This window comes from Rheinheimera sp. A13L (assembly GCF_000217935.1).
Taxonomy (GTDB): Bacteria; Pseudomonadota; Gammaproteobacteria; order Enterobacterales; family Alteromonadaceae; genus Pararheinheimera.
This window is the reverse complement of record NZ_AFHI01000011.1, coordinates 1-14,926: the sequence shown is the minus strand read 5'-3', so window position 1 is coordinate 14,926 and position 14,926 is coordinate 1. Positions and strand designations below refer to the sequence as shown.

The 14,926-nt window shown below is 47.0% G+C and carries 15 protein-coding genes; 6 read left to right on the top strand and 9 right to left on the bottom strand.

What is annotated here, in order from left to right; translation table 11 throughout:
• Nucleotides 1–142 precede the first annotated feature (142 nt).
• The 9 genes from tyrR to pspA all read right to left on the bottom strand — a co-directional run bounded on the left by tyrR (nt 143) and on the right by pspA (nt 8,340).
• On the bottom strand, nt 143–1,705 hold the full coding sequence (gene tyrR / locus RHEIN_RS06965) for a transcriptional regulator TyrR (RefSeq protein ID WP_008898270.1): 1,563 nt from the start codon (nt 1,703–1,705) through the stop codon (nt 143–145).
• Between the two features lie 214 nt (nt 1,706–1,919).
• A complete protein-coding gene (locus tag RHEIN_RS06960) occupies nt 1,920–2,261 on the bottom strand; it encodes a 4a-hydroxytetrahydrobiopterin dehydratase (RefSeq protein ID WP_008898269.1) in 342 nt (113 codons plus the stop codon).
• 27 nt (nt 2,262–2,288) lie between these two features.
• Nucleotides 2,289–3,089, bottom strand: a complete 801-nt coding sequence (gene phhA / locus RHEIN_RS06955) for a phenylalanine 4-monooxygenase (RefSeq protein ID WP_008898268.1) — start codon at nt 3,087–3,089, stop codon at nt 2,289–2,291.
• Nucleotides 3,090–3,221: 132 nt separating this feature from the next.
• Nucleotides 3,222–4,442 (bottom strand): methionine gamma-lyase, encoded by a 1,221-nt coding sequence (gene megL, locus RHEIN_RS06950; protein WP_008898267.1) that lies wholly within the window; start codon nt 4,440–4,442, stop codon nt 3,222–3,224.
• Nucleotides 4,443–4,581: 139 nt separating this feature from the next.
• Complete coding sequence (locus RHEIN_RS06945) at nt 4,582–5,595, bottom strand: TIGR01620 family protein (protein ID WP_008898266.1); 1,014 nt, start codon at nt 5,593–5,595, stop codon at nt 4,582–4,584.
• The gene (locus RHEIN_RS06940) at nt 5,592–6,971 is read right to left on the bottom strand and encodes a YcjX family protein (RefSeq protein ID WP_008898265.1); all 1,380 of its coding nucleotides are present in this window, start codon (nt 6,969–6,971) and stop codon (nt 5,592–5,594) included. Before RHEIN_RS06940 ends, RHEIN_RS06945 begins: the two co-directional genes overlap by 4 nt.
• Nucleotides 6,972–7,006: 35 nt before the next feature.
• Entirely contained in the window at nt 7,007–7,417 is a 411-nt protein-coding gene (pspC, locus tag RHEIN_RS06935) for an envelope stress response membrane protein PspC (RefSeq protein ID WP_008898264.1), read from the bottom strand.
• Entirely contained in the window at nt 7,410–7,646 is a 237-nt protein-coding gene (gene pspB, locus RHEIN_RS06930) for an envelope stress response membrane protein PspB (RefSeq protein WP_008898263.1), read from the bottom strand. Before pspB ends, pspC begins: the two co-directional genes overlap by 8 nt.
• 25 nt (nt 7,647–7,671) lie before the next feature.
• The gene (pspA, locus tag RHEIN_RS06925) at nt 7,672–8,340 is read right to left on the bottom strand and encodes a phage shock protein PspA (protein WP_008898262.1); all 669 of its coding nucleotides are present in this window, start codon (nt 8,338–8,340) and stop codon (nt 7,672–7,674) included.
• Nucleotides 8,341–8,522: 182 nt separating this feature from the next.
• On the opposite strand from pspA, the gene pspF reads away from it, so the two are divergent.
• Genes pspF through RHEIN_RS06895 form a run of 6 tightly spaced genes read left to right on the top strand, consistent with a single transcriptional unit; the run spans nt 8,523 to nt 14,888 of the window.
• On the top strand, nt 8,523–9,605 hold the full coding sequence (gene pspF, locus RHEIN_RS06920) for a phage shock protein operon transcriptional activator (protein ID WP_008898261.1): 1,083 nt from the start codon (nt 8,523–8,525) through the stop codon (nt 9,603–9,605).
• Complete coding sequence (sapA, locus tag RHEIN_RS06915; protein WP_008898260.1) at nt 9,602–11,218, top strand: ABC transporter substrate-binding protein SapA; 1,617 nt, start codon at nt 9,602–9,604, stop codon at nt 11,216–11,218. Before pspF ends, sapA begins: the two co-directional genes overlap by 4 nt.
• The gene (locus tag RHEIN_RS06910) at nt 11,215–12,234 is read left to right on the top strand and encodes an ABC transporter permease (protein ID WP_008898259.1); all 1,020 of its coding nucleotides are present in this window, start codon (nt 11,215–11,217) and stop codon (nt 12,232–12,234) included. The genes sapA and RHEIN_RS06910 overlap by 4 nt, the downstream gene beginning before the upstream one ends.
• Nucleotide 12,235: 1 nt before the next feature.
• Nucleotides 12,236–13,129, top strand: coding sequence for an ABC transporter permease subunit (locus RHEIN_RS06905; protein WP_008898258.1), 894 nt, complete (start codon nt 12,236–12,238; stop codon nt 13,127–13,129).
• Entirely contained in the window at nt 13,129–14,121 is a 993-nt protein-coding gene (locus tag RHEIN_RS06900; protein ID WP_008898257.1) for a peptide ABC transporter ATP-binding protein, read from the top strand. Before RHEIN_RS06905 ends, RHEIN_RS06900 begins: the two co-directional genes overlap by 1 nt.
• A complete protein-coding gene (locus RHEIN_RS06895; RefSeq protein WP_008898256.1) occupies nt 14,118–14,888 on the top strand; it encodes an ATP-binding cassette domain-containing protein in 771 nt (256 codons plus the stop codon). Before RHEIN_RS06900 ends, RHEIN_RS06895 begins: the two co-directional genes overlap by 4 nt.
• Nucleotides 14,889–14,926 lie beyond the last annotated feature (38 nt).

Sequence of the window (14,926 nt, the reverse complement as noted above, 5' to 3'; positions counted from 1 at the left end):
CACGGATGACTGAGCGACGAAAAAAGGGCATTTTTGTACAGAATAACTGACAAAAATGCCTTTTCGCTTAAATAAGAAACAAAAAGGCCCTAAAACGAGCTTTAGGGCCTGGTCTTTGTAGAGCAAATCACACAAAGCGTATTTAAATTTTTACGCTCTTACGGTTAATGCCATATTCGCGCAATTTATTAGCGACAGCTGTGTGACTTAAACCGAGTTTTTTCGCCAACTGGCGTGAACTTGGATAAGCCGGATAGAGTTTTCGTAATAAGTCCGCTTCAAAATTCCGTACTGCTTCGTCCAGCGTGCCATCAAAATCTTTTTCCAGATAGCCAAAGTCACTGGTGTAGCTTGGCAGCTGCATATGCTCTTTATCCAGCTCATAACCTTCGAGTAAAGTCACTGCCCGGTACAAAGCATTTTCTAGCTGACGCACATTACCAGGCCAGGGGTAATGCTGCAGAAAATGTGCGCAGGAGTCGGTCAATTTCGGAGCTTTACGACCTAAGCGGGCAGCGAAACGAGCGATAAAAAATTCGGCCAGAGGCACAACATCCTGTTTACGCTCACGCAACGGTGGCAAGTTCAGCGTCAATACGTTTAAACGGTAAAATAAGTCTTCACGGAATTTGCCTTCCTGCACCATAGCCGGTAAGTCTTTTTGTGTAGTGCAAATTACCCGCACGTCTACTTTGACTTCGTTTTCATCACCAACACGGCGGAAACTGCCATCCTGCAAAAAGCGAATCAGCTTGGTTTGCAACTCACGCGACATCTCGCCCACTTCATCGAGAAACACAGTGCCTTTATTAGCTTGCTCAAAAATACCTTTTTTTGCTTCGCTGGCGCCGGGAAAGGCGTTCGGGCCATGACCAAAGAGTTCAGATTCTGCGACTAAATCCGGCATAGCGGCCACATTCACTGCTAAAAAGGGTTTGCCTGTTCTGCTGCTGGCCGCATGGCAAGCCCGCGCCAGAACTTCTTTGCCTGTGCCTGTTTCACCCATAATCAAAATCGGGGCGTCCAGTTGAGCCATTTTCTTTGCTTCACGTACAACTTTGCGCATCAAATTGCTGTGGGCATGTAAATTATTAAAGCTTTCCTGATCGCCTTTTTTAAACACCACCATCTGCTCACCCAAACGGCTTTCAGATTTCAGGTTTAGTACAGCCCCGGCCAGAATATCTTTGCCCGCGTCCCCCGGCACCAACACAGGCAATAAGTCAGCGATAAAGCGTTTGTTCTGAATTTCTACCCTGCGGGTTTGGGCCAGCACATCATCACTTTCCAGCCAGCGGCTTAAATTAAAACCTTTGACCATAGCGGTCAGCAACTGTCCTTCAATATCACTGCGCTCCATAGATAAAGCTTCAAGCGCAGCTTCATTAATAATGGTCACATTAGCACGGGTGTCTACCGCAATAATGCCGTCCGGCAGAGTGCGTAATAAGGTGGTCAGTTCATTGTGCTCCCGCTCCGATGGCATAAAAGCCGTAGTTTTTACATCGTCGACACCGGGAATGCGGCGAATTTTCACCATCAATTCCTGGAATTTTTCAAACTCGACAGTCGGGAACGACACATAAATCCGGCCTAGGATCGGGTCCACTTCAATACCACGTAAATCCAACTGATAGCTGACCAGGATATTTAACACTTCCTGAGTAATACCCAGTCGGTCCTGGCAATGAATTTCTAACCTCATGATAAAAAACCACCTCAAGCTTTTGCTTAATCTTAATCATACGGTAAAGAGGCTCAGGCAGACCAGTACTATTTGTAAAGAAATATGCACATCCGCTTCGTACTTTGTACGTAGCATGGGGAATCGCGGCAGGAAGGGAGCACAGTGTGGGGACAGTGTGTAGCAGAGGAGAGAAAACGGGATGGGACAAGCCCATCCCCTACAACAGAAGCTGTTAAGAAACTAACAACGCATCCGTTTTCGCTGCACAAATAAAATCATTTTTATGCAGGCCTTTGATCGAATGCGACCACCAGGTCACTGTGAGCTTGCCCCACTCCAGCAACAAGGCCGGATGGTGGCCTTCATCTTCAGCCAGCTGCGCCACTTTCTGATGAAAAGCCCAGGCCAGTTTAAAGTTTTTAAACTTAAACTCACGTTCCAGCTGTAAAATTCCATCACGGGCCACTGGGGTCCAATCCGGGATCTGGTGCATCAGTTGGGCTAATTCTTCATCCGATACCTTTGGTGCATCAGCACGGCAGGCTTCACATTTGGCTTGTTTTAATTCAGACATCAGTGTGTTCTCAGTTATAGGCAGAGCTTAGCTCGCCTTTTTTTCTTTAGGCGGAAATTTAGGTGCATGTAAACCCAGGGAACGGGCCTGTTGGACCATAGCCATTAAATCCAGTTGGGATACATCAAATAAATCGTTAATCGAATTAATCATAAAATACACAGGCTGCATAATGTCGATACGGTAAGGCGTGCGCAGCACATCTACTACATCAAACACTCTGCGCTCTGGTACGTCAGAGCTGATGGCGTATAAAGTTTCGCCTGGTGAAGACAAAATACCGCCACCATAAATACGTAAACCATCTTTGCTGCTCAATAAGCCAAATTCAATAGTAAACCAGTACAAACGCGCCAGATACACACGGTCTTCTTTGCTGGCGGCTAAGCCCAGTTTGCCATAGGTATGAGTAAATTCAGCGAAAGCCGGATGAGTCAGCATAGCGCAGTGGCCAAATATTTCATGAAACACATCGGGCTCTTGCAGGTAATCAAACTCTTCCCTGCTGCGGATAAAAGTGGCAACCGGAAATTCTTTGTTGGCTAACAGCTGAAAAAACCGATCAAAACTAATCAAGGCCGGCACTTCAGTCACTTTCCAGCCTGTGCTTGGCTCTAATACCTCATTAATTTCAGCCAGCTGTGGAATACGATCCACAGGCAAATTCAGCTTCTTCAGGCCATCCAGATATTCGTCACAGGCTTTGCCTTCAATACAGGAAAGCTGACGCTGCATAAGCTCAGACCAGATTTGGTTTTCTTCAGCCGACCAGTGAATAAAGCCATCTTTATCCGACTGATGCGATACATACTTGCTTGATTTACTCATAGAACCCTGTTCAACACTTTTATATGGGCAGAACCCTTTAGTTGCGGCAGATACTAGAGGATTGGACAACAGCTGTTAACCCATTGCAGAGTTGACGTGAACGTCAACTCTGCTGTTTTTGTAAAGCTATGGTTACAACGACAAGGGGGGCTTCTGCTGCTTTTGCTGCATTAATGTCAGTGCCTGCTTAAGGTCAGCAATAATATCCTCGACATGCTCAAGCCCTACAGAAATACGGATCAAGCCATCACTAATACCCGCCATTTGACGTTCTTCTGGCGTATAAGGACTATGAGTCATTGACGCCGGATGCTGGATCAGTGACTCTGCATCGCCGAGACTGACGGCAAGGCTCAGTAACTGACACTGATTAATAAAATAACGGCCATCATCCAGACTGCCATTGAGCTCAAAGGCCAGAACGCCACCAGCGGCTTTCATTTGCTTGCCGATAAACTTGTGGCCGGGATGAGATTTTAACCCCGGGTAATACACCTGCCCTATAGCCGGGTGCGCTTCGAGATATTCCGCAACTTTTTGCGCATTCTGGCAATGCCGCTCCATCCGCACTGATAAGGTTTTCAGGCCACGGATAATCAACCAGGCATCATGGGGACTGATAGTCGCGCCCATATCTTTCAGGGTGGTGAGTTTAATCTGAGTAATGTGTTCAGCACTGCCAACAATAATACCTGCCACTACATCACCATGGCCGTTCAGGTACTTGGTGGCACTGTGCAAAATCAGATCTATGCCATAGTCAGCTGGTCTTTGCAGCAGAGGCGTCAGGAAGGTGTTATCAATCACTGAGAGCAGTTGGTGCTGTTTAGCAAACTGACCAATAAAGTCTAAATCGAGCACGGTCAGAGTCGGGTTAATTGGTGTTTCCGCAAAAATCATTTTGGTGTTGGCTTTCAGCGCCTGTTTGATGGCGTGATGATCTGTCATATCGACAAAACTGACGTCTATGCCATAACGGGCAAACTGATGGTTAAAGAGTGCAAAACTACAACCATAAATCGCTTTGCTGGCGATCAGGTGATCACCTTGCTGTAAAAAGGCCATAGTGGCAGCAGCCACTGCCCCCATACCAGTGGCAGTAGCTGCCGCATCTTCCATGCCCTCCAGCGCTGCGACTTTTAATTCCAGCTCTCTTGTGGTTGGGTTACCCAAACGGGTGTAGATATAACCCTGCTCTTCTCCGGCAAAACGCGCTGCGCCTTGTTCGGCACTGTCAAATACAAAAGTGGAGGTCTGATACAAAGGAGTGGCTAAGGCGCCGTGTGGATTTAAACCTGTTTTTCCGGCATGAATACATACCGTATCAGGATGACTGTACTGCTGCTTACTCATAAAAACACCTGTCATTACTACTGTTTTATTTTTTATGAGTTTTTTATACCGAGCAGGCAGATCAGCGACAAGGCATATAGACATCTGACGGTCTGAAGCAGCACCGTCAGTTTTAACAAAAACAACAACAGATGTAACGTTAAGTTGACAAAGAAGCAGCTTTGCCCAGCAGACGCCGCACTAAGGCTTTACTTAAATCCAACAAACTTAGCTTTTGGCTTTGCGCCAAAGGCAAAGGCCGTAACAACTGCTGCGCAGCTAAACCTAAGCGGGCGACCAGCATACCTGCTATTAAGCCTTGCCCTGCCCGCATGGATAATTTGCTGGTCAGTTCAGCTCCTATCAGATCTGAGCCTAAATCCAGCGCCAGTTCTGAGCTGCCCGCCCACAATAAAGCGGCAAACAAATGTTTGATCAACAGCAGGCTACGCAATTGCCCCAAAGAAGCGCCATAACTTTCTGCCATCTGGCGTAACAATTTACTGGTGCGCCAGAGCACCAGCAACATATCTGCTAAAGCAAAAGGGCTGACAGCCACAGCCATAGCAGTGTCGGCAGAGGCTTGATGGATCTGTTGCCGCACACGGGCATCGGCTTTACTCAGCACCTTTAATTCAAACAAATCCAGCAGTTCCTGATCACTGTGTTCTGTTTGTTTTTGTACTTTCCAGTCTGCCACATCCTGCTGTGTTGATTCAGGTAAAACGGCGGCGATATCCAGACACAGCTGTTCAGCTTCACCATACTGAATACTGGCATGAATACGCTGATGTGCTTGTTGCCACTTTCTGGTTTTTGCTAAACGCCGCCATAAACGCCATTCACGCAGCAGCAGCAAGCCGCCTAAAGTTAATAAAGCAACACAAAATAAGGCTTCCAGCACAGTACTGATACCTGGCGCTGTAAAAGCCTGCTGGATACTGGTCAGGGCGCTGTATAAAGCGATAGCCACTAACAACAGCAGACTGCTGACGCCAGCCCATAGCAGCGCGGACACAGGCTTGCGTTTTGATGGTTCCGGCCCGACTTGTGGCTCAACCACAAAATCTGCCAGCTCAAATTGTACTGCCTTGGTCAGAGGCAGTTCTGAAACCGCATCAGAGCCAATAAAATCGGCCTCTTTAAAGGTTTTGGCTTGTTTTAGATCGGTCATGTCAGTTTATCTCCTAACAAGTACTCGAGCAGATGATCCAAACGGATATGCCCAAGCATTTGCTGTTTAGGCCATGGCAAGGGAGCCAGGGACTGAAACTCAAAATGATGTTCGGTAAACAGCTGATGATCAGGCCAATAACGTGGCACGTCGCCTGGATAATAGGTGAGCGCTTCACCTGTTGTTGCACTGATACCACGTAAACAAGGCTGCTGCTGGCTATTCTGTTTCACAAAACCTGCTTCGCTGGCTTTGATAGCCGCTATCGCCATCACTTCGTACGGACACAGCTGAAATTTCACGCTCTGCAGATGTTGCAGCAACAGCTGTTGTAATAATAATGTCAGCGCCTGATGCTGATCCGGTGTGACGTGGTCGGCTTTACTGACCGCAAATAACACTTTACTGATGCGTGGTTTAAAAATACGCCGCAGCCAGTGTTCAGGGCCATAATCAAAACTTTGCAAAATCAGCAATAAACTTTGTTTCAGCTCTAAAAGCGCGGCTTCACCAGCATTCAGTGCGCCCAAAATATCAACCAGCACCACCTGACGGTCTAAACCTGAAAAGTACTGACGGTAAAAAGGCTCAATCACTTTGCTTTGGTAGCTGGCAAAATGTTTTTGCATCAGCTCCACCAAAGCCCCACCTTGTGCCAGCTGTTCAGGTAACAAGGGCAATAATTGCAGCAAAGGGGTGCCTTCAAATTCACCAGGTACTAATAGTCGGCCCGGCTGATTTAAATAAGCCCCAGCCACTTCACGGAATTGCTTTAGTAAGGTGCTGTAGTCAGCGCACAACTCCTGCACTGCCAGCACTGACGTATCATTTAAATCAATAGTCTGTAGCCGCTGTTTAAAGCCCTTTGCGGTGGCAGCCCTATGGGATTGAGCAAACAGCAACCAGCTTTGTTCACACCACTGCTGGTAATTCTGTTGCAACATGGGTAAATCCAGCAGCCACTCACCCGGATAATCCACCAGTACCAGTTCAGTTTCCTGATAATCCTGAAAGCGGGCACGTAAGCTGGATTCGCTCTGATAACGTAATGCTAAGGTCAACTGACTCCAGCCAACAGTAGATGGGGGCCAGCAGGCCGGTTGTTGCTGCAGGTAACTTAAGTTTTTCTCAAAGCCAAAACGGGGAAGCTGCGGCAATTGATTGTCATCAATACGAGCACCCAGCCAACGCTTTTGCATTACAGAGAAAAAGGGTAAATGAGACGAATGACTTTGGGTCAGTTGGTGCACCAGTGCGGTTAAGAGTGCAGTTTTTCCTGCACCACTTAAGCCTGTGACTCCCAGTCTGAGCTGACGGTGAAAGGCCCGCTGTGTCAGTTGTTCTGAATGCCAGCGCGCCTTTTTTAACCAATCCATGCAGTGTTCCTATGTGGCGTCTGTGAGCAGACTCACTATAACTTACTTATTTCTCTGTTCAGTTGAAACTTAGCAGAGGTGACATGAGTTTCCATGTCGCGTAAACGTAATTCCATACTGTTAAATTGATTGACCAGATGATGCACAGCTGATTTTGGCGCCTCACCGCGTTGCCATACCCGGGTTTTCACTTCAACCGGACGTTCATCGTACGAAGGTTCTGTGACACCTTTTTTGGCTTCATACACTGATTTTTTTTCCAGAATAAACCAGGCCGCCACGTACAATACAGGTAACAAACCGCCTAAACCTAATAACACCGAAGTGACCACAATCAACCGAACTAACCACACTTCCCAGCCAAAGTAGTCTGCAATACCTGCACAGACCCCGGCCAGTTTGCCGTTGCGGTCATCCCGCAACAGCTCTTTGCGTATTTTAGTCATGTTTTTCTCTCCACTTCGGTGACTCCGCATCTAAAATCGCTTCCAGCGTTTTGATGCGGTCCGCCATTTTCTCGGCGCGATGAGATAACTCATTCAGTTGAGCCAGTTCACTGTCACCCAAACCTTCACCAATTTTGTTTTTGCTTCTGTAGTGCATAAAGACCCACAGTGGCGCGACAAAAATCATGAACAGGATGAACGGTATACCAATGACCTCACTAATTTCCATCTTTAGCTCCTACAACGCCTGAGTATCAGGCGTTATCTTTTTTAGACATTTTAGCTTTTAATTCAGCCAATTCGTTATCGATTTTCTCAGATGAAGCCAATTCTGCAAACTCATCTTTTAAGGTTTTTTTACCTAAATCGTACGATTCAACCTGAGCTTCCAGTGAATCGATTTTTTGCTCATAACGTTCAAACTTGTACATAGCGTCGTTTAAACGGTTGCTGTCCAGACTACGTTTCACATCCAAACGGGATGACACAGTTTTCTGACGCATCAGCATCGCTTTTTGACGAGCTTTGGCATCTGCTAACTTGTCCTGCAACTGACCCACTTCGTCTTGTAACTTGCTGACATGCTCATCTAAATGACTAATGTCGGCAGCGACTGCTGCGGCCTGGTCTGCTGCTTTCTGACGTTCAATCAGGGCAGCCCGGGCTAAGTCTTCACGTTCTTTGCTTAAAGCCAGTTCAGCTTTTGCCTGCCAATCGGCCACTTCAGCTTCTAATTTAGACACTACACGTTGCAGTTCTTTTTTCTCTGCAATGGTTTTGGCTGAGGTAGAACGTACTTCAACCAGTGTGTCTTCCATTTCCTGAATGATCAGGCGGACCATTTTTTCCGGATCTTCTGCTTTATCTAATAAAGCATTGATGTTGGAATTTACGATATCTGAAAAGCGAGAGAAGATACCCATACTATTTACCTCTTAATGACTTGTTGGATTCGCTATTACCTATTCAGGTTTCTTGCCAACTTGCCAAACTATTTTAAACCATTGTTTTATATTGATTTTATTTATGTCCGAAAAAAGCTATGCCAAGCCTTCGTTATGAAATACACTACTTATTAGTTAAATTCACCACTTCGTGAGCCCTGATGAGCAGAAGTTTTCAGCAAGACAACTTAATAGGTCAGTCCAACAGTTTTTTAAACGTGTTGGACCAGGTGTCCCAAATTGCACCTTTGCACAAACCTGTGCTGATCATTGGTGAAAGGGGCACAGGTAAAGAGCTGATTGCAGCCCGCTTACATTACCTGTCCCAGCGCTGGGATCAAAATTATTTAACCTTAAACTGCGCTGCGCTGAATGAAAATCTGCTGGAAAGTGAGCTCTTTGGCCATGAAGCCGGCGCTTTTACCGGTGCAGCCAAACGCCATGAAGGCAGGTTTGAGCGGGCCAATGGCGGCACTTTATTTCTGGACGAATTAGCCAATACACCAGCTATGGTGCAGGAAAAATTACTGCGGGTGATCGAATACGGAGAATTTGAACGGGTGGGCGGCAGTCGCTCTGTCAAAGTAGACGTACGTTTAATTTGCGCCACCAACGAGGATTTGCCTTCCATGGCTGAACAAGGAGAGTTTCGGGCTGACTTGCTCGACCGGCTGGCCTTTGATGTCATCACACTGCCGCCGATGCGCGAGCGGCAGGAAGATATTCTGGTTCTTGCCGAACACTTTGCCGTCAATATGGCACGGGAACTGGGGTTTGAGTTGTTCAGCGGTTTTAGCGAAAAAGCCAAACGTATTTTGCTGGAGCATGAATGGCCAGGTAATGTGCGGGAGCTGAAAAACGTGGTGGAACGTAGTGTCTATCGCACCAACAACCCTTATGTACCAGTGCATCATATTCAGTTGGACCCTTTTGAGTCTCCGTTCCGTCCCCGGAACCGCGTTCGTACTTTAGACCGCAGGCCAGCAGCAGAAAACGCAGTGGTAGCTATCAGAGAACAAAGCAGCGATAATCCGCCCGCTTTAGTCAAAGCGGCTTCGTCCTTTGATTTTAATCAGGTGCAGGATTTTAAAGTCTTGTCTGAAAATTTTGAAATGGATCTGATTAAACAAGCACTTGCTGCTAACCAGTTTAATCAGAAGAAAACAGCTGAAGCACTGAATCTGACCTATCATCAGTTACGTGGTTATATGAAAAAGTACAAACTGCTGGACAGCCAACAATGATCAAAGCCTTACTGAGCCTGATGGTCCCCTGTGGCTCTGTGTTGATACTCAGCGCTTGCCAACCTGATATTCCTGAAACTATTCAGCAAGGTATGGTGTATTGTTCCGAAGGCTCTCCGGAGAGCTTTAACCCACAGCGGGTCACTTCGGGCACCACCATTGATGCTATCAGTCAGCAACTCTACGACCGTCTGCTGGATATAGACCCGGCAAGCGGTGAACTGTTACCCGCTCTGGCAACCCAATGGCGCTTAAGTGACGATGGCAAAACCTACTGGTTTACCTTGCGCCCTGATGTGCAGTTTCATCACACCGCTTTCTTTTCGCCCAGCAGAACCTTAAACGCCAAGGATGTCACTTTTACTTTTAATCGTATCACCCAGACGGATCATCCTTACCATGCCACTGGTGGAGCCGTTTATCCTTATTTTCAGAGTGTCGACTGGGGATCCCTGGTGAAAGCCGTAGTAGCAGAAAACAGTAACACAGTGCGCTTTGAGCTCAGCCGCCCTGACAGCTCATTTTTATCCAATCTCGCCACTGACTTTGCTGCTATTTTATCTGCTGAATATGCTGAACAGTTGCTGCAACAAAATCAGCCGGAATTATTGGATCAAAGACCTATAGGCACTGGACCATTTTTCTTTAAAGAGTATAAAAAAAATCAGTTTATCCGTTATTACCGTCATCCTGAATACTGGCGCGGCAAAGTGGAACTGACTCAGCTGGTATTTGACTTAGTGCCGGATAACGCCAAACGTATGGCAAAATTACTGACTCATGAATGTGATGTAGTGGCCTACCCCCGCAATGCCGAGCTGAAACTCATCGCTGAGCGGCCTGATGTTGAAGTGCAAAGTCAGATCAGCATGAACGTTGGTTTCTGGGCTTTTAATACCCAAAAACCACCTTTTGATAATGTACTGGTGCGCAAAGCCTTAGCTTATGCCATTAATAAAGACGCCATTCTGGACGCAGTGTATTTTGGCTATGCCGACAAAGCGAAGACTTTGCTTCCCCCCACCTCATGGGCTTTTTACCATGACTTGCCTGAACAGCAATATGATCCGATCAAAGCCCAAGAGTTGCTGGCGCAAGCCGGTTACCCTAAAGGCTTTAGCATGGACATCTGGGCTATGCCGGTACAACGTTTGTATAACCCGAATGCGTTAAAAATGGCAGAACTGATGCAAGCCGACCTGGCAAAAATTGGCGTCAAAGCCTCTATTGTTTCTTTTGAATGGAACAGTTTCAGGCGCAAACTTTCCGAGTTTGAGCATGATTCAGTGCTGATTGGCTGGGCGGCTGATAACGCAGATCCTGATAACTTTTTCCGGCCGCTGTTAAGTTGCAGCGCTGCAGAGTCTGGCAGTAACAGAGCCAACTGGTGCGACCCGAATTTTGACAATCTGATTAACCAGGCCCTGCTGACCGCAGATATTAAGCAAAGACGCAGTTTTTATTTAACAGCTCAGCTTTATCTTGATGAGCAAATGCCGCTGGTCAGTATTGCGCACTCCAAGCGCTTTCAGGCCAAAAGTGTCAAAATTACCGGGGTCACCATTAACCCCTATGGTGGTATTTCCATGGCCGCAGCGAGAAAGTCCTTATGATGCTGCACTACTTTTTACGCCGCACTTTTTTAATAGCTTTTGTTTTTGTTGCCCTGACGGTGCTGGCTTTCAGTTTAAGTTATTTATTCCCCGGCGAAGTGCTGAATAATGTTTCAGGCCTGACCAGCATTGATCCTGAGCAGCAGCAAGCGCTAATTCAGTATTACGCTTTGGATCAGTCTGTGATTATGCAGTATCTGGGGTATGTCCATCGTATTCTGGCTGGTGAATGGGGTCTGTCTTTTTCCAGCCAACAGCCTGTCTTAGCTGAAATTATTGCAGTATTTCCAGCCACATTGGAGCTGGCAAGTTATGCGCTGATTTTATCTTTTGTATTGGGAATTCCTTTGGGTTTATTTGCCGCAGTCAAAGCCGACAGCTTTTTCGGTAAACTGATCTCCGGCATTACGCTGGTCGCTTATTCTATTCCTATTTTCTGGTGGGCATTATTGCTTATCATGCTGTTTTCTCTGACCCTTGGCCTGTTACCTACAGCAGGACGCATTAATGTCTTGTTTGATATACCTACAACAACGGGTTTTATGTTGCCGGATATCTGGCTCTCTGATATCCCCTATAAATCAGAAGCTACCCAGGATGCTCTTCGGCACTTGTTGTTGCCCGCCATAGTACTGGCCACTTATCCCACTACTGTGATGATCCGCTTTACCCGGGATTCGATGCTGGCGGTGCTGGAACAAAGTTATATTAAAACAGCTCGCGCTAAAGGCTTAAGCCGGGCTCAGGTGCTGTATCATCATGGTTTACGTAATGCCTTGTTACCCGTGATCCGTCAGATTGGTTTGCAATTCAGTACTTTGATCACACTGGCGATGATTACCGAAGTCATTTTTTCCTGGCCAGGTATAGGCCAGTGGTTACTGGACAGTATTTATCAGCGTAATTACCCCGCTATTCAGGGGGGCTTATTAGTGGTGTCCTGTTTAGTGATAGTGGTGAATATGCTGACTGAAATACTGCATACCTTGTTTAATCCTCTGGCCAGGAAAGCTTAAGATGAAAAAATTCCGGCTGTATTTTGAGGAACATAACCGCGGACCTTTAACTCAGCTCTGGCAGCAGTTTCAACGCCAGCATGTTGCGGTTTTTGGCCTGGTCATTTTTGTATTCTTTTTACTTTTGACGATTTTTGCGCCACTTCTTTCGCCCCATAGCCCCTATTTACAAAATTCTGATTTATTGCTGCTGCCACCATCATGGAGTGAGCAAGGTTTAGTTCAGTATCCTTTTGGCACTGATGATTTAGGCCGTGATTTAATGTCGCGGCTGATGAAAGGGGCCACTTATACCTTTGGCATCGCCCTGATCACAGTGATAGGGTCTTTACTGATGGGTTTGGCTTTAGGCGCTATGGCTGGCATGAGCAAAGGGCTGAAATCCAGTATTTTTAACCATGTGCTGGATTTGGCTCTGACTATCCCTTCTCTGCTGCTGGCCATTATTATAGTGGCGGTGTTAGGCCCAGGGCTTTGGAACACCACCTGGGCCATTATGCTGGCGCTGCTGCCCCAATTTGTGCACGGCATTCGTAATGCGATACAAGACACCTTAAAACAAGATTATGTCGCGGCCTACCGGCTGGACGGCGCCTCAAACTGGCAGGTGTTACGTTATGCTGTCTTACCCAATATCTGGGAACATATTACTGTGATGGCCACTATGGCGTTGTCGACCGCCATCCTTGACGTCGCAGCCCTGGGCTTTTTGGGCTTAGGCGCTCAGGCCCCCACTTCTGAATGGGGTGTGATGATCGCTGATGCGCTGGATTTGATTTATCTGGCCCCCTGGGCCATAGCCTTGCCTGGTCTTTTAGTTTTTGCTGCTGTACTGTCGGTGAATCTGGTCGGCGATGGCTTACGCACAGCGATGACAAAGCGGCGGGAAAACTGATGATTTTGCTTGATATTAAAAACATGACGATAGAGCTGGAAACCGCGGAAGGCTTAATTCGTGCTGTAGATAAAGTGAACCTGACCATACGTGAAGGCGAAATTCGTGGTTTGGTGGGCGAATCCGGCTCAGGCAAAAGCTTAATTGCCAAAGCCATAGTGGGTGTACTGAATAAAAGATGGCATATCACAGCAGACAGATTCAGCTGGGCGGGCCAGGATTTATTGCGTTTATCTTATGAAGAACAGCGCAAAATTATTGGTCGCGATATAGCCATGATTTATCAGGAGCCAAGCCGCAGCATGGACCCGACAGCCCCTATTCGGGATCAGTTGCTTGAAGCCATTCCGGATTCTGGGCTGACTGGCAGTTGGTGGGGCCGCCCTTTTGAGCGGCGTAAAAAAGCCATAGCACTGCTGCACAAAGTAGGGATCAGAGATCACCAGACTATTTTGAACTCCTACCCTTACCAGTTACCTGAAGGGGTCTGTCAGAAAATCATGATCGCTATGGCTATTGCCAAAAAGCCGAAGCTGCTGATTGCTGATGAACCTACAACAGCGCTGGAAAGTACCACTCAGGCGCAGTTGTTTCGCTTATTAGCCAGCTTTAATCAGCTCAAAGGTATGTCGATACTATTAATCAGCCACGAGCTTGAAACTGTGGCCCGCAATACTCAGACCTTAAGCGTATTGTATTGTGGCCAGTTGGTTGAAGCAGGTGAAACTGCGGCTATTTTAAAGTCTCCTTTTCACCCTTATACCGATGCACTGATCAAAAGTGTGCCTGAATTCCAGCCGCAACTGGCCAGTAAACAACCTTTGTACGCCTTGCATGGCAGCATTCCGACCTTACAGCATTTGCCTATAGGCTGCCGTTTGGGGCCACGTTGTCCCAATGCCCGTAAGGAATGTGTTAAAACCCCTGTGCTGGAGCGTCTGCAAAATCACTACTTCAGTTGCCATTTTCCATTGCAGGGTAAAAAATCATGACAGCTCCATTACTCGAGATCCGGCAGCTATATAAAAGTTATCAGAAGGCTCAGGGTATCTTTGGTCGTAAAACCGTTCAGGCTTTGTCCGATATCAGCTTTAGTCTATATCCGGGCCAGACGCTGGCTATAGTCGGAGAAACAGGCTCAGGTAAAAGCACCCTGGCTAAATTGCTGGTGGGTATAGAAAGCCCGGACAGCGGTGAAATACTGCTGGAAGGTCAGGCCGTCACTATCAGCGACCATAAAAAATACAATCATGTGATCCGCTATATTTTTCAGGACCCTGCCCGCTCGCTGAATCCCCACCATAAAGTAGGACAGATGCTCGATGATGTGTTGCGCTACAGCACAGCACTGGACGAAGAACAACGACAGCAAAAAATCCACCAAACCCTGCACCAACTTGGTTTAATGGAAGAACACGCCGCCTATTATCCTCATATGTTCTCAGGGGGGCAATTACAGCGTGTAGCGCTTGCCAGAGCTCTTATTATGGATCCGAAGCTGCTGATACTGGATGAAGCTTTAACAGCCTTAGACCCCTCGTTACGGGCTCAGATTGTCAATCTGCTGCTGGAACTGCAACAAACTACTGGTTTATCTTATCTGCTGATCACCAATCATCTGCGTCTGGTACGACATATCAGCGACAGCATGCTGGTTTTGCATCAGGGCAAAGCACTGGATTACGGTCCAACCAATCAAGTCTTTGAACAGCCTCAACACGATTACAGCAGAAAACTGATTAACAGCGCACAAAGCTGACCGACGCTTAACGCCCATAAAAAAAACCAACCCGCAGG